General features: G+C 66.7%; 25 protein-coding genes and 1 pseudogene. 14 read left to right on the top strand and 12 right to left on the bottom strand.

The window, feature by feature from the left end; translation table 11 throughout:
- Positions 1-32: 32 nt before the first annotated feature.
- The 3 genes from BSQ44_RS15420 (at position 33) to mmsB (ending at position 2811) form a co-directional block, all read left to right on the top strand.
- Positions 33-449 carry a VOC family protein gene (locus BSQ44_RS15420; RefSeq protein ID WP_072605722.1) on the top strand — a complete coding sequence of 139 codons (417 nt, stop codon included), beginning with the start codon at positions 33-35 and terminating at the stop codon, positions 447-449.
- 174 nt (positions 450-623) lie between these two features.
- Positions 624-1799 (top strand): isobutyryl-CoA dehydrogenase, encoded by a 1176-nt coding sequence (locus BSQ44_RS15425; RefSeq protein WP_072605723.1) that lies wholly within the window; start codon positions 624-626, stop codon positions 1797-1799.
- Between the two features lie 127 nt (positions 1800-1926).
- Positions 1927-2811: a 3-hydroxyisobutyrate dehydrogenase gene (gene mmsB, locus BSQ44_RS15430; protein ID WP_072605724.1), complete on the top strand. Its 885-nt coding sequence runs from the start codon at positions 1927-1929 to the stop codon at positions 2809-2811.
- A 280-nt stretch (positions 2812-3091) separates the two neighbouring features.
- On the opposite strand, the gene BSQ44_RS15435 is transcribed toward mmsB, so the two are convergent.
- The 8 genes from BSQ44_RS15435 to BSQ44_RS26905 all read right to left on the bottom strand — a co-directional run bounded on the left by BSQ44_RS15435 (position 3092) and on the right by BSQ44_RS26905 (position 9103).
- Positions 3092-3466 (bottom strand): hypothetical protein, encoded by a 375-nt coding sequence (locus BSQ44_RS15435; protein ID WP_072605725.1) that lies wholly within the window; start codon positions 3464-3466, stop codon positions 3092-3094.
- Positions 3467-3586: 120 nt separating this feature from the next.
- Positions 3587-3997: a carboxymuconolactone decarboxylase family protein gene (locus BSQ44_RS15440; RefSeq protein WP_072605726.1), complete on the bottom strand. Its 411-nt coding sequence runs from the start codon at positions 3995-3997 to the stop codon at positions 3587-3589.
- A 74-nt stretch (positions 3998-4071) separates the two neighbouring features.
- Positions 4072-5454: an aspartate aminotransferase family protein gene (locus BSQ44_RS15445; RefSeq protein ID WP_072605727.1), complete on the bottom strand. Its 1383-nt coding sequence runs from the start codon at positions 5452-5454 to the stop codon at positions 4072-4074.
- A gap of 48 nt (positions 5455-5502) precedes the next feature.
- A complete protein-coding gene (locus tag BSQ44_RS26900) occupies positions 5503-5664 on the bottom strand; it encodes a hypothetical protein (RefSeq protein WP_157894604.1) in 162 nt (53 codons plus the stop codon).
- Positions 5661-6842 (bottom strand): MFS transporter, encoded by a 1182-nt coding sequence (locus BSQ44_RS15450; RefSeq protein WP_072605729.1) that lies wholly within the window; start codon positions 6840-6842, stop codon positions 5661-5663. Before BSQ44_RS15450 ends, BSQ44_RS26900 begins: the two co-directional genes overlap by 4 nt.
- Before the next feature lie 40 nt (positions 6843-6882).
- Positions 6883-8058, bottom strand: a complete 1176-nt coding sequence (locus BSQ44_RS15455) for an MFS transporter (protein WP_072608095.1) — start codon at positions 8056-8058, stop codon at positions 6883-6885.
- 79 nt (positions 8059-8137) lie between these two features.
- Complete coding sequence (locus tag BSQ44_RS15460; protein ID WP_083534767.1) at positions 8138-8956, bottom strand: DUF72 domain-containing protein; 819 nt, start codon at positions 8954-8956, stop codon at positions 8138-8140.
- Positions 8957-8962: 6 nt separating this feature from the next.
- On the bottom strand, positions 8963-9103 hold the full coding sequence (locus BSQ44_RS26905; protein WP_157894605.1) for a hypothetical protein: 141 nt from the start codon (positions 9101-9103) through the stop codon (positions 8963-8965).
- Here BSQ44_RS26905 and BSQ44_RS15465 point away from each other — a divergent pair.
- The 3 genes from BSQ44_RS15465 (at position 9102) to BSQ44_RS15475 (ending at position 14053) form a co-directional block, all read left to right on the top strand.
- A complete protein-coding gene (locus tag BSQ44_RS15465; protein ID WP_072605731.1) occupies positions 9102-10679 on the top strand; it encodes a trimethylamine methyltransferase family protein in 1578 nt (525 codons plus the stop codon). The two genes, BSQ44_RS26905 and BSQ44_RS15465, sit on opposite strands and share 2 nt — an antisense overlap.
- A 78-nt stretch (positions 10680-10757) precedes the next feature.
- On the top strand, positions 10758-11483 hold the full coding sequence (locus tag BSQ44_RS27845; RefSeq protein ID WP_335623202.1) for an endonuclease domain-containing protein: 726 nt from the start codon (positions 10758-10760) through the stop codon (positions 11481-11483).
- Positions 11480-14053, top strand: a complete 2574-nt coding sequence (locus BSQ44_RS15475; RefSeq protein WP_072605733.1) for a GcvT family protein — start codon at positions 11480-11482, stop codon at positions 14051-14053. Before BSQ44_RS27845 ends, BSQ44_RS15475 begins: the two co-directional genes overlap by 4 nt.
- A gap of 11 nt (positions 14054-14064) precedes the next feature.
- Here BSQ44_RS15475 and BSQ44_RS15480 read toward each other — a convergent pair whose 3' ends face one another.
- Entirely contained in the window at positions 14065-14760 is a 696-nt protein-coding gene (locus BSQ44_RS15480; RefSeq protein ID WP_162276744.1) for a class I SAM-dependent methyltransferase, read from the bottom strand.
- A gap of 135 nt (positions 14761-14895) precedes the next feature.
- On the opposite strand from BSQ44_RS15480, the gene BSQ44_RS15485 reads away from it, so the two are divergent.
- The 4 genes and pseudogenes from BSQ44_RS15485 (at position 14896) to BSQ44_RS15500 (ending at position 19088) form a co-directional block, all read left to right on the top strand.
- On the top strand, positions 14896-15990 hold the full coding sequence (locus BSQ44_RS15485) for a histidine kinase dimerization/phosphoacceptor domain -containing protein (RefSeq protein ID WP_072605737.1): 1095 nt from the start codon (positions 14896-14898) through the stop codon (positions 15988-15990).
- 57 nt (positions 15991-16047) lie between these two features.
- Complete coding sequence (locus tag BSQ44_RS15490) at positions 16048-16854, top strand: nitroreductase family protein (RefSeq protein ID WP_072605739.1); 807 nt, start codon at positions 16048-16050, stop codon at positions 16852-16854.
- A gap of 34 nt (positions 16855-16888) precedes the next feature.
- Positions 16889-17707: pseudogene (locus BSQ44_RS15495) on the top strand (NYN domain-containing protein); the annotation flags it as partial.
- A 7-nt stretch (positions 17708-17714) separates the two neighbouring features.
- Entirely contained in the window at positions 17715-19088 is a 1374-nt protein-coding gene (locus tag BSQ44_RS15500) for a M24 family metallopeptidase (RefSeq protein WP_072605741.1), read from the top strand.
- A 27-nt stretch (positions 19089-19115) separates the two neighbouring features.
- Here BSQ44_RS15500 and BSQ44_RS26910 read toward each other — a convergent pair whose 3' ends face one another.
- From BSQ44_RS26910 to BSQ44_RS15510, 3 genes are all read right to left on the bottom strand, one after another.
- Positions 19116-19259: a hypothetical protein gene (locus tag BSQ44_RS26910; RefSeq protein WP_157894606.1), complete on the bottom strand. Its 144-nt coding sequence runs from the start codon at positions 19257-19259 to the stop codon at positions 19116-19118.
- An 81-nt stretch (positions 19260-19340) separates the two neighbouring features.
- Complete coding sequence (locus BSQ44_RS15505) at positions 19341-20126, bottom strand: phosphate/phosphite/phosphonate ABC transporter substrate-binding protein (protein WP_072605743.1); 786 nt, start codon at positions 20124-20126, stop codon at positions 19341-19343.
- A gap of 72 nt (positions 20127-20198) precedes the next feature.
- The gene (locus BSQ44_RS15510) at positions 20199-21209 is read right to left on the bottom strand and encodes a fatty acid desaturase (protein WP_072605745.1); all 1011 of its coding nucleotides are present in this window, start codon (positions 21207-21209) and stop codon (positions 20199-20201) included.
- 158 nt (positions 21210-21367) lie between these two features.
- On the opposite strand from BSQ44_RS15510, the gene BSQ44_RS15515 reads away from it, so the two are divergent.
- From BSQ44_RS15515 to BSQ44_RS15530, 4 genes are all read left to right on the top strand, one after another.
- Positions 21368-22210 (top strand): helix-turn-helix domain-containing protein, encoded by an 843-nt coding sequence (locus BSQ44_RS15515; protein WP_072605747.1) that lies wholly within the window; start codon positions 21368-21370, stop codon positions 22208-22210.
- Between the two features lie 71 nt (positions 22211-22281).
- Complete coding sequence (gene bmt / locus BSQ44_RS15520) at positions 22282-23304, top strand: betaine--homocysteine S-methyltransferase (RefSeq protein WP_072605749.1); 1023 nt, start codon at positions 22282-22284, stop codon at positions 23302-23304.
- Positions 23305-23374: 70 nt separating this feature from the next.
- Positions 23375-23896: a hypothetical protein gene (locus tag BSQ44_RS15525; protein WP_157894607.1), complete on the top strand. Its 522-nt coding sequence runs from the start codon at positions 23375-23377 to the stop codon at positions 23894-23896.
- A 33-nt stretch (positions 23897-23929) separates the two neighbouring features.
- Positions 23930-24280 (top strand): hypothetical protein, encoded by a 351-nt coding sequence (locus BSQ44_RS15530; RefSeq protein WP_072605753.1) that lies wholly within the window; start codon positions 23930-23932, stop codon positions 24278-24280.
- Positions 24281-24382: the final 102 nt, after the last annotated feature.

A 24382-nucleotide genomic window follows, 5' to 3' on the forward strand; every position in this document is an offset into this window, starting at 1 on the left:
CGACCCGTCATCCCAACCGGAAAGGAAATGCAATGGACATCGAAGCCCCCCGCATCTACCCCACCCTGCGGTTCCGCGACGCCGCGAAGATGATCGACTGGCTCTCCGAGGCCTTCGGCTTCACCGTGCATGCGAAACACATGGCCGATGGCAAGGTCGTCCACGCCGAGCTCGCACTCGGTTCCTCGATGATCATGTGCGGCGACGTGAAGGACGACGCCTACGGCGCCATGGTCGGCGCGCCGGAAAGTCAGGGCGGCAAATCGGTCTACATCGCCATCGACGACGCCGACGTTGCCTGCGAGCGCGCCCGGGCCGCCGGCGCCGAAATCCTCGAGGAACCCGTCGACCGCGACTACGGCAGCCGCGACTTCATCTGCCGCGACCCGGAAGGCAACGTCTGGTGCTTCGGCACGTATTGGCCCAAGGCGCAGGAGAATGCGGGATAGGAGGTCGGCGCCCCCGTTTGAAAGCATGAGGGCGTTCGCGCGCCTCTGTGCGCCTTTTCAACAACCCCTCCCCGGCTCTCTACTTGCCGCACAACTTCTGTGTCCGCGCTCGTGTTGCGCGGACGAACCGTTGGTCTACACTGGACGGCCAGAACAGACGTCAGGGAGGACGTTATGGACGCCGTCGTCGACGCCGCCACCGGCCAGTTCGAACTCAACGAGGACCAGCGCGCGATCCAGGAGATGGCGCGCACCTTCGCCGCCGACCGGGTCGCGCCGAACGCGCTGCAGTGGGACAAGGACCGGCATTTCCCCGATGACGTGATCCGCGAGACCGGCCCGCTCGGCTTCGGCGGCATCTACGTGCGCGACGACGTGGGCGGATCGGGCCTTGGCCGGCTCGACGCGGTGCTGATCTTCGAGGCGCTCTCCTACGCCTGCCCTGCCTTCTCCTCCTTCATCTCCATCCACAACATGGCTTCGTGGATGATCGACCGTTTCGGCAGCGACGAGCAGCGCCAGCGGCTCCTGCCGCCGCTGACCTCGATGGAACAGCTCGCCAGCTATTGCCTGACCGAGCCCAACTCCGGCTCCGACGCCGCGGCCCTGCGCACGAAGGCGGTCCGCAGCGGCGGCAACGGCTCCGACTACGTGCTCAACGGCGCGAAGCAGTTCATCTCGGGCGCAGGCGACAGCGACGTCTATGTCGCCATGGTGCGCACCGGCGAGGATGGGCCGCGCGGCATCTCCACGCTGGTGATCCCCAAGGATGCGCCGGGCCTGTCCTTCGGCTCGGTCGAGAACAAGATGGGTTGGCATATGCAGTCCACCCGACAGGTGATCTTCGAGGACTGCAAGGTGCCGGCCGAAAACCTGCTGTCGGGCGAAGGCGCGGGCTTCCGCATCGCCATGGCCGGGCTCGACGGCGGCCGGCTCAACATCGCCGCCTGTTCGCTGGGCGGCGCGCAGTCGGCTTTCGACAAGTCCATCGCCTATGCCGCCGAGCGCAAGGCCTTCGGCAAGACCATCGACCAGTTCCAGGCCATGCAGTTCAAGTTCGCCGACATGGAGACCGACCTCCAGGCCTCGCGCATGCTGCTCTACACCGCAGCCGCCAAGCTCGACGCCAAGGCCCACGACGCCGGCAAATGGTCGGCCATGGCCAAGCGCTTCGTTACCGACCGCGGCTTCGACGTCGCCAACGAGGCGCTCCAGGTGCTCGGCGGCTACGGCTACCTGCACGACTACGGCATCGAGAAACTGGTCCGCGACCTGCGCGTCCACCAGATCCTCGAAGGCACCAACGAGATCATGCGCGTCATCATCGCCAGGCATCTGGTGGGGAAGTAGCAGTCCAGGCAGTCGGCAGTCGGCAATAGGCAGTCGGAACTGCCGCACCCGCTACCTTCCCCCGACTGCCGACTGCCGATTGCCCACTGCCGCTCTACCAACTCATCCACCCCGGAGGACCCCCCACATGACCACCATCGCCTTCATCGGCCTCGGCAACATGGGAAATCCCATGGCCGCGAACCTGGTCAAGGCCGGGCATGCGGTGCAGGGTTTCGATCTCGTTCCCGCCAATCTCGACACCGCGAAGGCGAACGGCGTTTCGGTCATGGCCGATGCAGCCGCGGCGGTGGCGGGCGCCGAGATCGTGATCACCATGCTGCCGGCGGGCAAGCATGTCGTGTCGGTCTACGAGGAGATCGCGCCGAAGGCGGCACCGGCCACGCTGTTCATCGATTCCTCCACCATCGACGTCGCCTCGGCGCGCCGGGCGCACGCAATCGCCGGGGAGCACGGCCTGCTCTCGGTCGATGCGCCGGTTTCCGGCGGTACGGGGGGTGCCGCGGCCGGCACGCTCACCTTCATGGCCGGCGGCGCCGACGAGGCCTTCGCCAAGGCCGAGCCGATCCTGAAACCCATGGCGGGACGCATCGTCCATTGCGGCGGCGGCGGCGCCGGCCAAGCCGCCAAGATCTGCAACAACATGATCCTCGGCATCTCCATGATCGGCGTCTCGGAAGCCTTCGTGCTGGCCGAAAAGCTCGGCCTGTCTCACCAGGCACTGTTCGACGTCGCCTCGACCTCGTCGGGCCAGTGCTGGTCGCTGACGACCTACTGCCCGGTGCCGGGCCCCGTCCCCGCCTCCCCCGCCAACAAGGAATACAAGCCGGGATTCGCGGCCGCGCTCATGCTGAAGGACCTGAAGCTCGCCCAGGAGGCCGCCGGCGCGTCCGGAGCCGTGACGCCGATGGGCGCGGAAGCGGCGCAGCTCTATGCCTTGTTCAACGCCCAGGGCGGCGCGGACGCGGATTTTTCCGGCATCATCAACTTCCTGCGCGGCAAGGAAGCCTGACGAGAAGACGCCCGGAACAAAATCTCGGCGCCGGCGTAAAAAAGTGGCAGATTCAGATTTGCTTAAGCACCTGATAACTCGACGGTAAGGATGTGCGTCTAGAACGGATTGCGAGGCGGCCAACGCGAAGGTCGCCCACCGCTCCGGATCAGGTCTCGCGTACCGGAGCCGTAAGTTTCGCAAGCGTTCGAGTACAGCGAACAGCCAGGCGTATCGTGGCAAGCCGCGTTCTTCCCTGCCCGGGAGAGCGCGGTTTTCGCGTTCTGGAGACCCTTTTTGCCTATCCCTTGCGGGTGCGGCTCAGGCGCTTGTGATTGCGGCTGACCTGCCGCGCCGCCGGCTTCAGCGCCGCCACCGCCACCTCGCCAGCGAGGTCGACCAGCGGCCCGGCATGCGAGGTCGCGCGGAACATCGACATCGGCAGCATCGCCGCGCCGCGCAGGAAGGCCAGTTGCGCGGCCATGGCGCCTTCGGCCACGGCTGCCATCTTCTCCGAAACTGCTGCCAGGCTTTCGGGGCGGCCGGCCAGTACGGAGCTTCCGGCCTCGGCGGCGAGGATCGGCATGCGCATGGCCATCACCATCGGTGTCAGCATGAGCTGCTGAGCAAGCTGCGCCGCTTCGCGCGCGGTCTTGGCCGACGATCTCTTCGTCATGGATTTTCCGATCTCGTCATTTGGGGAGCGAGACCGGACACCTCCGCGCCTTCAGAGTCAATCAGGTATATTTTCGATCGCGAACGGAACCTTCCTCGCAAATCCGCCTCGTGCTGCCGCTCACCCCTTCGGCTTGAACGCCTCGTCGACAGGCGGGCGCAGCGCGTTGGCCAGCCGGTTGGTCTCGTTGGCCTTGCCCGCCACCGCCAGCACCTCCATCAGCATCGGATCGGTCATCCCCTTGGCGCGCGCGGCCGCTGTGTGGGAATAGGTGCAGTATTCGCAGCCGTTGGTCGCCGACACCGCGATATAGATGAGTTCCTTGGTCAGCGGGTCGAGCGCGCCCGGCCCCATGATCTCCTTCAGGCTCTCCCACATCCGCTTCAACTGCGCGGGATCGTGCGCCAGCACCTTCCAGAAATTGTTGATCCAGTCGCTCTTCCGCGTCGCCATGATGTCGTCGTAGACGGCACGCACCTCCGGCGAGGCATTCTCGTACTCGATCAGCGGAACGATGGGCGGGTTGGACATCGGCGTTCTCCGGTCGCATGAGTTCCCTTGAGGCTCCCGACCGACAACCGGGAGCCTCGATGCCGGTCTGGCAGCTATCCGGCCTTGGCAAGGTCTTCCTTCGCCGCGTCGAGCGCCTTCACGATCCGCTCGCAGGCCATGTCGATGATCTCCTTGGTCCAGATCAGCGGCGGCGACAGGATCATGGTGTCGCCGGTGGCCCTTAGCATCATGCCGTTGGCGATGGCGTGGTCACGCACCAGCGTTGCCGCCGAGCCGGCCGGCGCGAAGCGTTCCTTGGTCGCCTTGTCCTTCACGATCTCGATCGCGCCGAGGAAGCCGAAGCTGCGCACCTCGCCGACGAGATCGTGCCCGGCGATCCGCTCCTTCAGCGCGGCGGCAAAATACGGCCCTGTCTCGTCGCGCACGCGCTCGATCATGCCTTCCCGCTCGATGATCTCGAGGTTCTTCAGCGCCACGGCGCAGGCGACCGGATGGCCGGAATAGGTGTAGCCGTGGAAGAACTCGCCGCCCTTCTCCACGATGGTCGAGGCGACGCGGTCCGACACGAACAGCGCCGACAGCGGCTGGTAGCCCGAGGTCAGCGCCTTGGCTGTCGTCATGGTGTCGGGCTCGATGCCCATCGATTGCGCGGCGAACCATTCGCCGGTACGCCCGTATCCGGTGATCACCTCGTCCAGCATCAGGAGCACGTCGTACTTCCGGCAGATACGCTGGATCTCCGGCCAGTAGCTCGCCGGCGGGATCTTGACGCCCCCCGCCCCCTGCACCGGCTCGCCGATGAAGGCGGCGACATTGTCCGCCCCGGCGCGCAGGATCTCGTCCTCGACGGCCTTGGCGGCCCTCAGCCCGAAATCATGGTCGCTCTCGCCGGCGTGCTGCAACTCGTAGGCATAGGGCATCATCACGTGGGCGATATTGGGCACCGCCCCGTACAGCTGCCCGTGCATGGCATTCATGCCGCCGAGCGAGGTGCCGGCGATCGTCGAGCCGTGATAGGCGCTCTGGCGCGAGATCACGCGGTTCTTCTGAGGCTTGCCCTCCAGCGCCCAGTAGTGCCGCACCAGCCGCAGCGCCGTGTCGTTGGCCTCGGAGCCCGACGATCCGTAGAAGACCTGGTTCAGGTTCGGCGGCGAGATCTCGGCGAGCTTCTGCGACAGCAGCACCGGCGTCGGCGTCGAGCAGCGGAAGAAGGAATTGTAGTAGGGCAGCTCCTTCATCTGCGCATAGGCGGCCTCGGCCAGTTCGTCGCGGCCGTAGCCGATGTTGACGCACCACAGCCCCGCCATGCCGTCGAGGATCTCGTTGCCTTCCGAATCGTAGATGAACGGCCCCTTGGCATACGTGATCATCCGCGCGCCGGCGGCCCGCAGGTCCTTGTGGTCGGTGAAGGGATGCAGATGGTGCGCGCCGTCGATCGCCTGGAGCTGCGCCAGCGAAAAGTTCTGATAGGTCATGATCTTGTGATCTCCCGTTGAATCGATCCGGCAAGGGCCGGGGCGGTATCAACGGTGACGCGGCGGCGAATAGCCGATGCGCGCGCAAAGCCGCAGCAGCTCCGAATGCAGCGTGCGCCGCGACGGTGTCACGGCGGGATCCGCATGCTCGGGAAGGCGGGCGGCGAAAGGCATGCCACCAGTGTAGACGAGGCCGGGCGGAAGGTTCAAGCCGCGTCGCGTCCCCTCGCCCGCGCCCGGTACGTCGCGTAGGCGATCAGGACGAAACACAGCAAAAGGATGACCGCTGGCAGGCCCGAAGGCCCGATCCATTCCATCGCCAGGCCGGCGCCCGGCGGCCCCACCATGCCGCCGACGCCCCACATCAGCGCGAAGGCGGAGTTTCCGGCCACCAGCGCGCTGCCGGTGAAGCGGTCGCCCAGTTCCACCAGCGTCATCGTGTAGACGCCGTATCCGACGCCACCCATGATCACCAGCAGCGGCCAGATCAGCGGCGTCAGGATGAGCAGCGGCAGCAGCGCCGCGCAGGCCGCCACCGCCGAAGCGCAGGCGATCATCATGGCGCGCCCGCCGAACCGCTCGGCGGCGAGCCCGAGCGGCATCTGCAACAGGATGTTGCCGAGCGCCAGCGAAGTCACCAGCGCCGGCAGCGCGAGCTCCGGCAGGCCGTAGCCGGCGCCGAAGAGCGGTATCAGGGCATAGGTGCCCTGCTGGTCCGCCGCGGCGACCCCGACGGCGACGAGCAGCGCCGGCGCGGTTGCCGCGAACCACAGGATGCCCCTGCCCGGCGCCGCTTCCTCCTCGAAGCCCGGCATGGGGCGGCGGATCGAGGCGAGGATCGCCGCGCAGCCCAGGAATCCTCCGGTCCCGATCAGGAAGGGCGGCCAGCCGTCCGGCCCCACCAGGCTGAGCGCCAGCGGTCCGGCCGCATAGCCCGCGCCGCCGACCGTGTTGAAGACGCCCATCACGCGGCCGCGCCTGCCGGCCGGCGCCAGCGCCAGCGCCCAGACTTCACCCAGGATGTAGAGCGGATTGACGGCGAAGCCGACGAGGAATCGCAGCACGAACCAGCCGAACCAGTTCTGCAACAGCGCGATCGCCAGGAAGCAGACCGCCGCCACGACGGCGCAGGAGACCGCGAGCGTGCGCCCGCCGGCGAGCCTCACCAGACTCGGCACCAGCGGCGCCGAAAGGATGATCCCCAGCGGCATCATGGCCGCCGACGCGCCGATCATCGACGGAGAAAATCCCTGCTTCTGCATCAGCAGGGTGAAGAGCGGATAGGAAAGACCCTGCGCCGCCCCGAACACGGTTGCCGCCGCAATCACGCCGGCAAGCGCCCCGTACGGCGGTCTTCCCTCCGCTGGCAGGTCCTGCTCCTCCGCCATCAGCGCTTCACCTCGGGAGGCGCGTCACGCGCGTTTCTCGTCATCGCAGCGATCTGCGCCTGACCCGCTCCCGGTACGCGGCGAAGACGATCAGCGCCAGGCACATGGCGGCAAGCACCGCCGGCAGGCCCTGCACGCCGCCGAGTTGCATGGCGAAGCCCGAGCCGGGCGGCCCGGCAATGCCGCCGAGGCCCCACATGACCGCGAATGCGGCATTGCCAGCGACAAGCGCGGAGCCGGTGAAACGGTTGCCGAGTTCGATGAGCGCCATGGTGTAGATGCCGTAGCCGGTGGCGCCGACGACGAACAGCAGCGGCCACACCGCGACGGTCTCGATGAGTGCCGGCAGGAGCAGCACGCCGAAGGCGCTCACCCCCGCGCAGACCAGCAGCAGGTGGCGGGGCGCGAAGCGTTCGGCCATCAGCCCGAAGGGCAGCTGCAGCACGATGTTGCCGGCGATCATCACCGTGAGCAGCGCCGACATACCATGCGGAAGGATGCCGTATGCGGCGCCGTAGACCGGCAGCAGCGACAGCACGCTCTGCTCGAATGCCGCCGCCACCGCGGTCGCGAGCAGCAGCGCGGGTGCGAGATGGATGAAGCTCTTCAGCGGAACGTGCGTGCGGTCCTCCGTCATCGAGGGCAGTCGCCTCGCGATGACGATCAGGATCAGGATGCAGGCCAGGAACGCGCCGATGCCGATGAGGAACGGCGCCCAGCCTTTCGTGCCCACCAGGAACAAGGTCAGCGGCCCGCCGGCGAAGCCCGCGCCGACGATCGCGGTATAGAGACCCATGATGCGGCCGCGTCGCGCGTCGGGCGCCAGCGAGATCATCCAGACTTCGCTGAGCACGTAGAGCGGATCGATCGCCACCCCGATCAGGAAACGCAGCAGGAACCAGGCCCACAAATTCTGCAGCCATCCCACGCCGGCAAGCAGCACCGCGGCGAAGATCGCGCAGGCGATCGCCAGTGCCGGCGCACCGGCGATGCGCGTCAGCCGCGGAACCAGCGGTGCCGACACGATGATGCCGAGCGGCGTCATGGCCGCCGAAAGGCCGATCATCGCCGGCGGCAGCCCCTGCTCCTGCATGAGGAAGGTGAACAGCGGATAGGACAGCCCCTGCGCCAGCGCGAAGACGGTCACCGTCGCCGTCACGCCCGCAAGGGCGGCGACGGGCAGCGGCGGTCGCGTCTGGGCGGCTGCTTCGGTCATGGCGCTCGATAATCCGGCGATGTGCATGGGGTCGAGAGCCAGGCAGGCCTCCGGCGGTCGTCCAGCATGCGCCGACCGGCTAGCTCTTCTCCAGCATCCCGATCAGGCGCTTCGCATCCTGCGGCGCAGCGCTCTTCACGTCGTTGTCGAAGAAGCACCAGACGTCCCGCCCCTCCCCGCGCCATCTCGCGATGCTCTTCGCCCAGCTTTTCAGCGCCGCGTCGGAATAGCTGCCCTGGTAGCGCCCGCCCGGTCCGTGGTTGCGGACGTAGACCCAGGATGCGGTCACCTCGCACGGCGCCGGTGCGGACGCATGGTCGGAGATGCAGAGCGCCGCGTCGAACTCGGAAAGCAGGTCGAGGATCGCTGGCTCGTACCAGCTCTCGTGGCGGAATTCCAAGCTGTAGCGCCACTCCTTCCAGAGCCTATCGAGGAAACCGGCAAGCCGCTCCCGGTCGACCTTCATCTGCGGATGGAGCTGGAAGAGCACCGGCCCGAGCTTGTCGCCGAGAAGTTCGAGACGCGATCGCAACAGGTCGAACGAGTCCTCGTCGATCTTCAGCCGGCGGAAATGCGTGATGAAGCGAGACGCCTTCCATGCGAAGCGAAAATTGTCCGGCGTCGATTCCCGCCACTTCTCCACCGCCTCCGGCGTCGGCGTCCGGTAGAACGGCGCGTTGAGTTCGGTCGCGGCGAACTGGCCAGTGTAGTACTGCAGCGCGTCCTTCTTCTTCACGTCGCCCGGGTAGAACGGCCCCCACCAGTCGGCATAGTGCCACCCGGACGTGCCGATGCGCAGGTCGGCGGTCTTCCGCCCCCTGGAACCCGTGGCCTTGCCGCGGCTCCGGGGCGCCTTGCTCGCTTTCGTCTTCGTGCCTGTCGCGTGTCGGGCGTCCATGCCTCTTCAAACGCCGGCGGCGCCGAAATGGTCCCGCACCGTCATGGCGACGCACATGTCGCTTCCCTTGCCCTTCTGGTCGCCACCCCTGCTATCGCCCGCGCGGCGGAACGCCAAAATTGGCTGGAGGGGAACAAGGTCGATCATGAACGCAGAGATACCGCCCATCGATGGCGCTCCCGCCGCCGAGCGCTCGCGCCGGGGCGGCCGCGCCGGCAGCCGTGCCAGGGGTGCCGCGGCCTTCGAGCAGCCGCCGTTCCGCCGCCTGAAAAACCCGCTGCCGCCGACGAAGCTCGTCTCTGACGACGAGCTGGAATCGATCCACCTCGCCTCGCTGCGCGTCTTGAAGGAGATCGGCGTCGACGTGCTGCACGACGAGGCGCGGGCCATGATGAAGGCCGCCGGCGCCGACGTGCGCGACGGCTCCGAGCGCGTGCGCTTCGATGCCGACATGATTTTGGATCTCGTCTCCCACTGCCCGTCCGAGTTCACCCTGCACGCGCGCAATCCCGCCCACGACGTGCGCTTCGGCGGCAACGAGATCACCTTCTCGATGATGGCCTCGGCGCCGAACTGCTCCGACCTCGACGAGGGCCGCCGCCCGGGCAACCAGGCCGACTACCGCAACTTCCTCCGGCTCGCCCAGATGCACAACATCATCGGCTGCACCGGCGGCTATCCGGTCGAACCGATCGACATCCACCCGTCGGTGCGCCACCTCGAATGCATCCGCGACCTGTCGCTGCTGACCGACAAGGTGTTCCACATCTATTCGCTCGGAAAGGAGCGCAACCTCGATGGCATCGAGATCGCCCGCATCGCGCGCGGCGTCAGCCACGAGCAGATGCTGGAACAGCCCTCGATCTTCACCATCATCAACACCAACTCGCCGCTGAAGCTCGACATACCGATGATGGAAGGCATCATCCAGATGGCCTCGCACGGCCAGGTCGTGGTGGTCACGCCCTTCACGCTCGCCGGCGCCATGGCGCCGGTGACGATGGCCGGTGCGCTGGTGCAGCAGAACGCCGAGGCGCTCGCCGGCATCGCGTTCGCCCAGATGGTGCGCAAGGGCGCTCCGGTCGCCTATGGCGGCTTCACCTCCAACGTCGACATGAAATCCGGCGCGCCCGCCTTCGGCACGCCCGAATACATGAAGGCGCAGCTCGTCGGCGGCCAGCTCGCGCGGCGCTACGGCATTCCCTACCGCACGTCGAACACCTGCGCGGCCAACACCGTCGACGCGCAGGCAGCATACGAAAGCGTCTTCTCGCTCTGGGGCGCCGTGACGGGCGGCGGCAACCTGATCATGCATTCCGCCGGCTGGCTGGAAGGCGGGCTGCGCTGCTCGTACGAAAAGACCATCCTCGACATCGACCTGTTGCAGATGGTGGCCGAGTTCATGACGCCGCTCGACCTGTCAGACGAGGCGCTCGCCGTCGAGGCAATCCGCGACGTCGGCCCCGGCGGCCACTTCTTCGGCACCCCGCACACCCAGGAACGCTACAAGACCGCCTTCTATTCGCCCGTCCTGTCGGACTGGCGCAACTTCGAAAGCTGGTCCGAAGCCGGCTCGCCCACCGCCCTCGACAAGGCCAACAAGGTCTGGAAACAGCGCCTCGCCGAATACGAGAAGCCCCCGATCGACCCGGCGATCGAGGAAGAGATCAACGCCTTCGTGGCCAAGCGCACTGCCGAGGGCGGCGCGCCGACGGATTTCTGAGGGGCGAGTCGGGTGGAGAAGAAGCCCCCCCCTCCGTCACGGGCTAACGCCCGCGACACCTCCCCCCCACTGCGTGGGGTGGAGGATAAGCCGTCACGCGCCGCAGCGCCCATCCTCCACCCCACGCAGTGGGGGGGAGGTGCCGAGCGGAGCGAGGCGGAGGGGGGGAATCCCGAGCGTCCGTCGCGAAGCCGACGAAAGCAAGGCACCACCGAGCGCGCCCGCGCCCTGCGATGGGTCGAAAACAGTGCCGAAGGACTTCTCTGGCTCGAACTGAAAGGTGGCAAGCTCGGCGGCCACAAGTTCACCCGCCAACTCCCCATCGGCCCCTACTTCGCCGACTTCGCCTGCCGCAAGCAGAAGCTCGTCGTCGAAGTCGATGGTTCCCACCACGCCGAAAGCCCCCATGACCGCCGCCGCGACGAATTCTTCTGCACGCACGGCTGGTCCACCCTCCGCTTCTGGAACACCGACGTCCTCAAGCACCGCAGCTCCGTCTGCGAAACGATCCTCGCCGCCCTCGTCGGCCGCCTTGCCGAAAATGTCACCGCAGCCGATCTGCGCTTCGTCTACGCCGCAGGCACTCGGAAAGATCGACCCCCGCTCCGATCGGCTCCGCCGACCACCTCTCCCTCGATCGACGGGGCAGAGGAAAGGCACCCCGTGACCAGCCGCAGCGCTCTTCCTCTCCCCCCGGCGGGGGGAGAGGTGGCATCGCAAAGCGATGACGGAGTGGGGGAAGAGCCGGGCCGTCGCACCAACTCGTCCTATCCACCTCATTCACCCACGGAACCCACCTCATGAAATCCCACGTCAAGGCAGTCGTCATCGGCGGTGGCGTCGTCGGCTGCTCGGTGCTCTACCACCTGGCCAAGGCCGGCTGGACCGACATCATGCTCATCGAGCGGTCGGAGCTGACGTCCGGCTCGACCTGGCACGCGGCCGGCGGCTTCCATACGCTGAATGGCGATCCCAACGTCGCCAAGCTGCAGGCCTACACGATCTCGCTCTACGAGGAGCTGGAGAAGATGACCGGGCAGGCCTGCGGGCTGCACCTGGTCGGCGGCTTCCAGATGGCCGATACGCCCGAACGCATGGATTTCCTGCGCCTGGTGCACGCCAAGTGCCGCTATCTCGGCATGGACACCGAACTGGTCACGCCGTCCGAGGCCAAGGCCATGTTCCCGATCATGGACGAGACCAACTTCGTCGGCGCCCTGTGGGACCCCGTCGAAGGCCATCTCGACCCCTCGGGCACCACGCACGCCTACGCCAAGGCGGCGAGGATGCTGGGCGCCGAGATCGTGCTGCGCAATCCGGTCAAGGAACTGACGCAGGAGCCGGACGGCACCTGGAACGTGATTACCGAGCAGGGCACGGTCAAGTGCGAGCACGTCGTGAATGCCGGCGGGCTGTGGGCGCGCGAGATCGGCCGTATGGTCGGGCTCGAACTCCCCGTGCTCGCCATGGAGCACATGTACCTGCTCACCGAGGACATGCCGGAGGTGATGGAGTTCAACAAGGCGACCGGCCGCGAGCTCTGCCATGTCATCGATTTCCGCGGCGAGATCTACACCCGCCAGGAACGCCAGGGCATGCTGCTCGGCACTTACGAGAAGGCTTGCAAGCCCTGGTCGCCGGTCAACACGCCGTGGGATTTCGGCCACGAACTGCTGCAGCCCGACATCGACCGCATAGCGCCGTCGCTGGAAGTCGGCTTCCGCCACTTCCCCGCGATCGAGAAGGCCGGCATCAAGCAGATCATCAACGGCCCCTTCACCTTCGCCCCCGACGGCAATCCGCTGGTCGGCCCCGTCCAGGGCCTCACCAACTTCTGGTCGGCCTGCGCGGTCATGGCGGGCTTCTCACAGGGTGGCGGCGTGGGGCTCGCGCTGTCGAACTGGATGGTGAACGGCGACCCGGGCTTCGACGTCTGGGGCATGGACGTTTCCCGCTTCGGAGAGTGGGCCGGCCTGCGCTACACCAACGCCAAGGTGCGTGAAAACTATTCGCGCCGCTTCTCGATCCGCTTCCCCAACGAGGAGCTCCCCGCCGCACGTCCGGCTCAGACCACCCCGCTCTACGACATCATGCTATCGCAGAACGCCGTCATGGGCGATTCATGGGGACTCGAGACTCCGCTCTGGTTCGCGCCGAAAGGCACTGAGCCGAAGGACATCGTCTCCTTCCACCGTTCCAACGATTTCGAGCATGTCGGCAACGAGGTCCGCGGCGTGCGCGAACGCGTCGGCGTCACCGAGATCGCCAACTTCGCCAAATACGAGGTGTCAGGCGCGGGAGCGGAGGATTTCCTCAACCGGCTGATGACCAACCGCATGCCGAAGTACGGCCGCATCGTGCTCACCCCCATGCTCAACGAGCGTGGCAAGCTGATCGGCGATTTCACCATCGCCAAGGCGGGTGACGAACGCTTCATGATCTGGGGCTCGTCCGCCGCCCAGAAATACCACATGCGCTGGTTCGAGAACCACCTGCCGAAGGACGCTTCCGTCCGCATCCACCGCTTCGACCAGACGCTGGTCGGCCTCTCCATCGCCGGCCCGAAGTCGCAGGAACTGCTGCAGAAGCTCGTCGACGAGGACGTGTCGTCAAAAGCGTTCCGTTTCATGGATTTCCGCAAGATGGCGGTCGGCGGCGCGCCATGCATGGTCAACCGCATCACCTACACCGGCGATCTCGGCTACGAGATCTGGATGGCGCCGGCCTACGAACGCAAGGTCTACGCGGCCATCAAGGAGGCGGGCGAGGAGTTCGGCATCGTAGATTTCGGCATGCGCGCGCTGCTTTCCATGCGGCTAGAGAAGAACTTCCCCACCTGGTTCCGCGAGTTGCGCCCCATCTACGGCCCCTTCGAGGGCTCGATGGACCGTTTCGTCAAACTAGAGAAGAACGACTTCATCGGCCGCGACGCGGCGGCGAAGGAGAAGGCCGACGGCCCGAAGCTGCGTCGCGTCTCGATGATCGTCGACGCGCTCGATGCCGACGTGATGGGCGACGAGCCGATCTGGGCCAGGGTCGGCGACAAGGACTACGGCACCGTGGAAGCCGCCCACGGCCACGGCCCGAAGCGCTACGACGCCGAAGGCAAGATCGCCGGCCCCTCCCCCGCCGAGAAGGGCGCGGCCTCGATCCTGGGCAGCGTCGATGGCGAATGGCGCGTCGTCGGCTGGGTCACCTCGGGCGGCTACGGCCACTACGTGCAGAAATCGATGGCGCAAGGCTACGTCCCGGCCGAACTGGCCGACGACGAGAGCGAGAACCTGTTCGAGATCGAGATCCTCGGCCACCGCCGCCCCGCGCGCATCAACGTCGAGCCGCCGTTCGATCCGGCGGGCGAGAAGATGCGGGGGTGACCGGAGCCCGGTTAGCGCCTGCAGACGAAGTAGATCTCGTTGTTGAGCACCGCCGTGGTGCCCCGCAACGGCAGGCAGGCGGTGCGCTCGATGCGGAAGCCGTGCGCGACGAGCGTTTCGCGAAACCGCCGGTGGTCGAAGCCGATATGGGTGCCGCACCAGCCGTCCACCCATTCGCGATCCACCGGCCGCGAAAAGGTCGTGCGCCAGATCCGTGACGGGTTGGCGCCCTGCCTTCCGCCCTTCCACCAGCGAAAGACGTTCTTCAGCAGCGCCGACGGCCCGGTTTCGATCGGCACGCCGAAAACGAAGACGGCGCCTGCCTTGCCGAGCCTGGCGACGTTGTCGAGCAGCGCCGCGTTGGCCGCGTCGGAGAGATGTTCGCAGACCTCCATGCAGTAGACGACGTCGAACGTGCCCGCGAGTTCGTCGATGAAGTCCGGCACCGCGCCGAAGGTCGTGGCGCCCTCGAAGGTCATCTCGCCGAGCAGCCAGGGATCGTAGCCGAACAGGTTTTCCTTCGCCGTATACCGGCTGAGCTGGTTGAAGAACGCGCCGTCGCCGCAGCCATAGTCGAAGATCCTCTGGCCGGGTTCGATCGGAACGATGCGAGCGGCCTGGTCGAGCCGCCGCGAATGCGCGATGGACTTCAGGAATTCGTTGGTATTGCGGGTGAGGTCTGCGTACATCGCGACGGTTCTAGACACGACCACCGGAAACTCAAGCGCTCGCCGCGACGGTCGCAACCGACGTGAGGACGCTCCGGGAGCGCCCTCTCTTGCCGGATCGCAAATAGAACCGTAACCACAGGAACCACGACGACCGCATAGAGAATACGAAGAATGAAGGCCGCCACCCATCCGCGACAGGAAGAGCGTCTCGCCCGGCTGCGCGAATACGACATCCTCGACACCCCGCGAGAGAGCGACTTCGACGACATCGTCGGGCTGGCTTCGCAGATCTGCGAGACGCCGATCTCGGTGGTGAACCTGATCGACAGGGAGCGGCAGTGGTTCAAGGCAGAAGTCGGCCTCGGCGTTCGGGAGACGCCGCTCGAGACGTCGCTCTGCTCGCACGCGGTCCTCGAGCAGGACTACATGGAAATCCCGGACACGCTGGCCGACGACCGCACCGCCGACAACCCTTTGTGCCTCGACACGAATGGCCTGCGATTCTACGCGGGCTTCCTGCTGAAGTCCGCCGAAGGACTGCCGATCGGGACCCTTTGCGTTCTCGACACCAAGCCGCGCCGGCTTTCCGACGCCCAGCGCAATGCCCTGCGGGTGCTCGCAAGGCAGGTGGTGAACCAGCTCGACCTGCGCCTCGCCCTGTCGCGCCAGGAGCTCATGCGCCAGGAGATCGACCATCGCGTCAAGAATTCGCTCCAGTCGATCGGCGCCTATGTCAGGCAGCGGCGCAGGCGGTCGCAAAGCGATGAAGCGAAGGACACGCTCGCCGCTGTCGAGACGCGCATCGAGGCGGTAGCCTCCCTGCACGAACAGTTCTACCGCGCCGACGACGGCAGACGGCTCGACCTCGCGGAACTCGGAGCGCGGCTCCAGGAACTGACCGCCGAGATGTGCCCGCCCGGCATCTTTGTCGAGGTGCGGCTTCCCGCCGTCGAGGTCGGCGCGAAGTCCGCCTCAGCGCTCTCCATGGTCATGAGCGAATTCATCGCCAATTCCATCAAGCACGCCTTCGATGACCGCACGGAAGGACGCATCGAGGTGACGGGCGCGCTTTCAAGCGACGGCCGGATCGAGATCCAGTGCCGCGACAACGGCGCGGGCGGCGCCGGCGTGGTCACGCGGGACCGGTCCAGCGGCGGCCTCGGCCTGCGCATCATCGAGGCGGGCGTGGGACAACTCCGCGCCAGTCCCCGCTGGACGTCGGATGCCGGCGGCACCACACTGTCCTTCGCCTTCGACGGCGGGTAGACGGCGGCGGCCGACACGACGTGGTTTCAATCACAGGAAAGTCCGGGGAGTGATCACATGAAAGCAGATGCGGAGGCCTTGTCGCCGGAAGAACTCCTCGAAGCCGAGGCCGCGGTCGACCTGCCCGAAATCGGCGCGCGCGACCGCTACGACGCGCTGATGAAGGTCGTGACCAATCGCGTCACCGTGCGCGCCTTCGATCCTGACTTCGAGGTGCCGCGCGAGCATTTCGAGATGATTCTCGAGGCCGCCCGCCACGCGCCGTCCGGCGCCAACGCCCAGCCCTGGCACTTCATCGTCATCACCGAGCCCGAGTTGAAAGAGAAGATCGCCGGCTACTTCGTCGAGGAACAACGCCGCCGCGCCAAGCTCAAGATGAAGTTCCCGACGCCCGACTATCGCGGGCTCGCCACCGCGCCGGGCTTCATCGTTGTGGCGACCGATTTCCGCTGGGTCTCCGCCTTTCCGGTGCTGAAGGACGACACGTCGGACCTGAACCGGATGTACCGGGAGAATGCCGAGCGCATCCTCCTCCAGTCGGTCGCGGCCGCCACCATGTCGGCCCATCTCGCCGCCGCAGCACTCGGCTACAATGTTTGGTGGATCACCGCGATCGGCCAGGAAGCTGCGCAGGAGGCGATGAAGCCGCTGCTCGGCATTCCCGAGGAGCTTTCGGTGCTCGACATCATGGCCTTCGGTCCGCCGGCCAAGGCGCCCTACAAGCGCTGGCGCAAGCCGCTGGAGGAGATCGCCAACTGGAACCGGTTCGATCCCGCGCACCACATGACCGGCGAGGAACTGGAGGACTGGATCCAGACCCGCCGCCACCGCGTCATGTTCAAGGACGCCTCGAAGGTCGACTGATCGGCCGACGATAAGAAAAGAGATCGGAAACGCCATGGCTACCCCCGACCGCTCGCCCCGCCTCGCCGTCCTGATCGACGCCGACAACGCGTCCGCCAGGATCGCCGACGGCCTGTTCGAGGAGATCGCCAAGATCGGCGAGGCCAGCGTGCGCCGCATCTACGGCGACTTTTCCAGCACTCGCTCGAAGGCCTGGATCGAAGTCTTGGCCAAGCACGCCATCGTGCCGCATCAGCAGTTCGCCTACACGACCGGCAAGAACGCCTCCGACATCACGCTGGTCATCGACGCCATGGACCTTCTGCATTCCGGCCGTTTCGACGGCTTCTGCCTCGTGTCGTCCGACAGCGACTTCACGCGGCTCGCCTCGCGCATCCGCGAGCAGGGCATCGACGTGTTCGGCTTCGGCGAGCAGAAGACGCCCGAAAGTTTCCGCCAGGCATGCCGGCGCTTCATCTACACCGAGAACCTGCTGCCCGGCGCGGCCAACGACAGTTCCGACAGCGGCGACGAACGCCCGACCGGGACGCTGCAGCCGCCCAGCGCCGCCGTCCCGCTGATCCGTCGCGTGCTGGCCGAGATGGAGAGCCCCGACGGCTGGGTGCATCTGGGCGGCGTCGGCACGCAGCTGGTCAACCGCTACCCGGATTTCGATCCGCGCTCCTACGGCTTTCGCAAGCTGTCGGATCTCGTGCGAAAGACCGGCGCCTACGAGGTGAAGTCCGGCCCGGGCACCTCGCTGGTCATGCGGCCGACACCCAAGGCGGCGGAGACGAAAGCCGCGGAGCCGGCCGCCAAGCCGCGGTCGCGGCGCAGGACGTCGGCCAGGCGAAGACGGACGCGAAGTAGCGGGGACGGGCATGGAGACGGCAGGGTCGAGCTTCGGACGTCATCGCAAGATCATGCCATTCGATCCGGCTGGCGGCCCCGGCGGCGCAACCGACGAGGCGGCGCTCCGGCGCGCCTCGCGCGAAAAGGCCGCGGCGCTGAACAGCCACGTGCTCGGCTACGGCGCGCTTGCCGAGGCGGAATGGGCGGCGGCGGGTATCGCAGCACCCGATCTCCCAGCCATGCGCCGCTATCGCCTCGACCGCATCCGCGCCGAACTGAAGCGGCGAGATCTCGCCGGCGCCCTGCTCTACGACCCGGTCAATATCCGCTACGCGACCGATTCCACCAACATGCAGCTCTGGGTTGCCCACAACCCCACGCGCCACTGCTTCGTGGCGACCGAGGGGCCGGTGGTACTGTTCGACTATTTTTCCTGCGAGCACCTGTCGGACCATTCCGGTGTGGTCGACGAGGTCCGGCCGGCGGTGTCGTGGATGTATCTTTACGGCGGCGAGTTGACCGAAAGGAAAGTCCGCCGCTGGGCCGCCGGCATCGCGGACCTCGTGCGCGAACACGGCGGCGGAAATGCCCGCCTCGCGGTCGACCACCTGAATCCAGAAGGCGTGGCCGAACTCGCCCGCCTCGGCGTGTCCATTCACAACGGCGAAGCCGTGATGGAGAATGCCCGCCTGATAAAATCGTCCGACGAGATCCTCGCCATGCGCCGCGCCATCGGCGCCTGCGAGGCAGCGATGACAGAAATGGAAGCCGCGTTGACCCCCGGCATCTCGGAAAACGCGCTCTGGGCCGAACTCCACCGCGGCAACATCGCGCGCGGCGGCGAGTGGATCGAGACGCGGCTTCTCGCCTCCGGCCCGCGCACCAACCCCTGGTTCCAGGAGTGCTCCTCGCGCATCGTGGAGGCGGGCGATCTCGTCGCCTTCGATACCGACCTCATCGGCCCCTACGGCTTCTGCGCCGACATCTCGCGCACCTGGCTCGCCGGCGACGTGCGCCCGACGAACGAGCAGCGCGACCTCTACCGCATCGCCGCCGACCAGATCGCGGCGAACACCGAGCTGATGCGGCCGGGCGTCTCCTTTCGCGACCTGGTGGAACGTTCAGTCGTGCCGCCCGGCGACTGCTACCCCACCCGCTATGGCGTCCTCTATCACGGCGTCGGCCTCGCAGACGAATACCCCACCCTGCCGCATGCCTCCGACTGGACCGACGATACGCCCGACGGCATCCTGGAGCCGGGCATGGTGCTGTGCGTGGAAAGTTACATCGGCCGGCTCGGCGGCCGCGAGGGCGTCAAGATCGAGGAGCAGATCTTGATCACCGAGGTGGGCAACGAGAAACTCTCAGCCTATCCGCTCGACGAGCGGCTCCTCGGCGCCTGAGGCTGCCAGTACGCATCGCGAGAAAGACTACCGCTGGTCGCGGTTCCGCGAGGCCGCGCCGGGCGGCGGTTCGCGCCGCTGCCGCTCCCGCACATAGGCGAAGGCCAGGATGCCGATGATCGCGATCGACGATCCGATCATGCCGAATAGCCAGAACATCTGGTCCCCCATCGTCCATCCCCTCTCGGCCCCGAAGCCACAAGTTTCCGGCTGCCGCGCCCTTGCCCAGTCTGCGCGACCGGAGCCGATCGATCAACCGCCTGTGCCGATTGCCAGTTTGAACGTCGGCGCCAGGCGCGAGCACACATAGGGCAGTCCCTTGCGCCGCGCCGTCCACCCTGCCACGACGAGGTCGGCCGCCTTCGGCTCGAAGCGCCCGATCAGGTGCCAGCTGCGGCAGTCGACGGCGCAGACGTCCGCCCTGCCCTCCGCCACCGCCACGGCCGATGCGCGGTGGGACCCGGTCTCGACGCGTTCGCCGAAGAGCGCGAGCGACTGTCCGACCGCATCGAGGTCGCGGGTGAGCGCGATGAGGCCGGACATGGAATCCTGTGAATTGTAGGCGAGCCGCGCGCCGCGCATGGCCTCGAGCGACAGCACCGCCTCGCCGTTATCCGGCGGTTCCCGGCCCGCCGCCTCGCCCCCCCGCATCAGCACCGCACTCGAATAGAGTTCCCCCTGCCCGCCATCGAAAGCAGTGTAGTCCGGCTGAGCGACGACCCGCACATGCTCCTGAAGCCCGAGCTCCATCGGCCCCCAGCAGGTCTGCGCGAAGAGGAGTTTCGGGTGGCGCCAGAGCGTCTGCACGTCGAGTTCGTCCGGCGGCAGCGTCGCCGGATCGGGCGCAATCACCCGCCCCTCCCTGTCGCGGATGCCGCCCGGCACCGCCGGCATGTCGCCATTGCGCCGGGTCAACCCCTCCGGCGCCTCGACCCCCTGCGCCCGCAGCCGATCGCGGATCGCCGCCCAATCGGCATCCACCTCGCCGCGAACTTCCGGCCAGTCGTACATCGGCAGTGCTGCGATGAAGTCGCTCATGTGCGCATCAACGACGGACCGGTGCCTGATGGCAAGCCCCGGCCCGAGCGCCGCGGTCCCGAAAAGCCCGCGTCAGTCCTTCGGCGGCTTTGCCGGCACCGGCGCGGTGCCGCTGAGCCCGCCGACGCCGCGCGTGCGCACCCGCGGGCGATAGGCCCGGTGTGGCTCCGGCGCGCGGCGCAGCACGGGGTGCGCCACCGGTTCTTTGGCCTTGAAGGCGAAGGCGCCGAACAGCGCGAGATAGTTCGGGAAGACATAGCCGCCGTTCATCCGGATCCATTCTTCGCGCCGCTCGCGAAACAGCGCAGGCAGGCGGTACCACGACACGTTCGGCATCTTGTGGTGGACGAGATGCAGGTTGTTGTTGAGGAAAAGCAGCGACAGCGGCGAGCGCTCGACGATGATGGTGCGCCCGTCCGGCCGTTCCGACCACTGGTGCTCGGCGAAGGTCCGCACAGAGATCAGCGCCTGCCCGAGCCACACCGGCCCCACGACGTAGAGCCAGACCGGCATCCCGAAGCCATAGGCCACCACCGGCAGCACGACCGCGAGCCCGGCGCCGTGCAGCAGCCAGGCCTTGCGGATGACGCGGTCGCCCGCCGCGATCGCCCGCATGTCGGAAATGATGAAGCCGACGCTGCCCAGCCAGGGATTGATGAGCATCCGGCCGAGCATGGTGTTGTTGAGCCGCAGCACCATCTTCATGGCGCGCGGCAGTTCCTCGTGCTGCCACAGCGCCTGGTAGTAGCTCTCCGGATCGTCGAAGGGATCGGTCAGCCGGTCGTCGGCATGGTGGCGAAGGTGGATCGACTTAAAGCGACGGTAGGGCCACACGAGCCCGACCGGCAGCCCGACCAGCGCCTCGTTCAGCCGCGCCGAGCGGGTCGGGTGGCCGTGCGAGGCCTCGTGCATCAGCGAGGATTGCAGCGCCAGGACGACGCCGAGCCCCCCAAGCGCCAGCACCGGCCAATCGGGCCACACCAGCAGTCCGATCGCCAGCCACGCGAGATAGCAAAGAAGGATCAAGGCCACTGTGGGCCATTCGATGCGAAGGGCGCCCCCGCCCACTGAGATACGTTCCATGTCCTCGTCAATGTTGTTCGAGCCCGGAATCCCCCGATTCCTGACAGGATGATGTCAGCAGCCTTGAAATGCTGCAACGCGATAAAGCGCACAATGCGTTGACATTGCGCATCGAAAGCAGCACTTGTTGTGAGAAGTAAACATTTGCGGACTCACGCATGGACAAGCGCGATCTCTCCGGCATCTTCCGCGACCGGCTGAAGATTCTGCTCGCCCGCTCGGCGCTCAATCAGTCGGCCTTCGCCGCCAAGGTCGGGATCGACCGCTCCGCGCTCTCGCAGCTGCTATCGGGCGTCTCGACCCGCCTGCCCCGAGCCGAGACGCTGCTCAGCATCGCCTCCGAACACCGCGTCTCGCTCGACTGGCTTCTCGGCCTCTCGCAGGACGAGGCGCTGACGGGCGAGATGCGCGCAACGCTCGAACTCGAGGAGGCGACCGGCGGCTACGACCGCACCCTGCTCGCCCGCTGGCACACCGAGGCTGCCGGCACCAAGATCCGCTACGTGCCCGCCGGCATCCCCGACCTCCTGCGCACCGACGCGCTGATCGACTACGAATCGGACATGTCGAGCCGCAGCCGCGAGGTGCAGGCCGGCGAAACGCAGTACCGCATCGACTATTCGCGCCGTCCGGAGACGGACATGGAAATCTGCATGCCCCGCCACGTGCTGGAGATTTTTTCCGCCGGCATGGGCGTCTGGTCGGCCTTCCCGCAGGAGGACCGGCGCCGGCAGCTGGAGCACATGGCCGAGCTTCTGGAGGAGCTCTATCCGGCAGTGCGGCTCTATCTCTACGACGGCCGCCTGCGCTACTCGCTCCCCTACACGATCTTCGGCCCCTACCGCGCCGCGATCTATGCCGGCGACATGTATCTGGTGCTGAACGCCACCGCCGCGATCCGCGCGCTGACGAAGCACTTCGACAATCTGATCCGCGCCGCCACCGTCAACGCCCACGAAGCGGCTGCATTCGCGGCGCGGCTGGCGCGCGGCGACGATTGACGGGACATAACGATTTCTTTATATCGTTATCTTCCCTCCCCTCTTCAGAGCCCGTCCGAAAGCCCCCACACATGACCAACCCGATCGACGCCCTCATCGCGGAAAAAGGCGTGCTGCTCGCCGACGGCGCCACGGGCACCAACCTCTTCGCCATGGGTCTCGAATCCGGCGACGCTCCCGAACTGTGGAACGAGACGGCGCCGCAGAAGATCGCGGCCCTGCACCAGGGTTTCGTCGATGCCGGTGCCGACATCATCCTCACCAACTCCTTCGGCGGCACGCGCCACCGGCTCAAGCTGCACGGGGCGCAGGACCGGGTTTTCGAACTGAACCGCCGTGCGGCCGAGCTTGCCCGTACCGTCGCGGACGCCGCGGGCCGCAAGGTCATCGTTGCCGGTTCGGTCGGCCCGACGGGCGAACTCCTGCAGCCGCTCGGCGCCATGACCTACGAGGAGGCCGTCGAGGCCTTCGCCGAGCAGATCGAGGGGCTGAAGGCCGGCGGCGCCGAGGTCGCCTGGATCGAAACCATGTCGTCTCCCGACGAGATCCGCGCCGCGGCCGAGGCCGCCATCCGCGTCGGCCTGCCCTACACCTTCACCGCTTCCTTCGACACCGCCGGCCGCACCATGATGGGCCTCGCGCCGAAGGACATCTTCGGCGTCACCGAAAACCTGCCCGAACAGCCCGCCGGCATCGGCGCCAATTGCGGTGTCGGCGCTTCCGACATCCTCGCCTCGCTGTTCGACATGACGGCCGCGAACCCGGACGCCACCGTCATCGTCAAGGGAAACTGCGGCATCCCGGAGTTCCGCGGCACCGAGATCCACTATTCCGGCACGCCGGAACTGATGGCGGATTACGTCCGCCTCGCCGTCGATGGCGGCGCCAGCATCATCGGCGGCTGCTGCGGCACCTCCTTCCAGCACCTGGCGGCGATGCGCGAGGCGTTGGACGCCCACCGCAAGGGCGAGCGCCCATCGGTCGATGATGTCGTCACCCGCATCGGCCCGCTGCGCAACAAGGTGGCAGCCGAAAGCGGCGCTGGCACCGGTGCCGGCGAAGCCCGCCGCGAAAGACGGCGTGCGAGAGCGTGACGGAAAGAACCTGTTGAAGCGGTTTTCCTGATCGACTAGTCACATTCAGGAGTTGAATCGCGAGGTTCTCTTGAGCGACGATCTCGATAGCCGTTTCGGAGCGCTTCGTGCTCCTGAGCGAGTAATGTCCTGGGAGCGGGGAAGAACTCCCAACTCGCTCTGCCGTCTTGGCACTGACGTGGCCGAAAGTCTTACCGGGCTGGAGCGGTGTGTGCAGAACATCCTGCTCAGATTCGCCGCGACGACACAGAACTATCTCTGGGCAATGAACGCCGATGGGAAGATTCTGATCGCCGTGGAAGAGATTGCCGAATTCGATGGGATCCCCAACACGCGCGGGTATCCGAGGCGGAGGGGGCACCGTCATCCGTCCGAGGATCAGAAACTCGGCCATCCCACCTTGGTTCAAGGCGGAGAGGTACGTATCGCCGGAGAACTCGCCCTCGACGAGTACGGCGATGGCGTCCGGTGGGTCCTGAACGCCAATTCCGGCAGGTATTGCCGGCAGAAGCCACCGCGGAAGGAGCAGGTGGATGCCGTGGTCGAATTATTTCGCGAAAGCGGTCTTGACGTTGAAGTCGACTACCTCTGATCTATGAGTCGTATCGAAAATGGAGCGGGACTAATGTCGGCAGACCGGCTGATCCAAGAGGAGTTCCTGCAACGCCTGGCGAGTTTTCGGCCGAGTGACAGAAACCGTTTCAAGCGCGCTTTCGCATCCGAGAAGGAAACGGCCAGCGCCGAGCACGCGATACAGCGTTTCGTCGAAGGCTGGGAGAATGGATCGTGGGTTGAGACCTATGCGCTCGAGCGCATCGGCAAATGGCTGGCGGTCAACGCTCCAAGCGAACCTCTGCAGCGTATAGACAGTTGGGCACGCCACCGGCAGACGAAAGCCAGAAAGGCGCTCAGGACCGGCATACGCGAGGGAAAAAGCCTTGAGGAGCGCGACCGTTCGCTTCTCATGACGCAGTAAGGCGACCGAGCGCAGCGCCGGAAAACTCATAGATCGGAAAGATTGCCGGCGAAGCTTTCGCTCCGCCGGCTGCCTCACCCGCCCATGGGACGCTCGCACGCC

Source organism: Aquibium oceanicum (genome assembly GCF_001889605.1).
Lineage (GTDB): Bacteria > Pseudomonadota > Alphaproteobacteria > Rhizobiales > Rhizobiaceae > Aquibium > Aquibium oceanicum.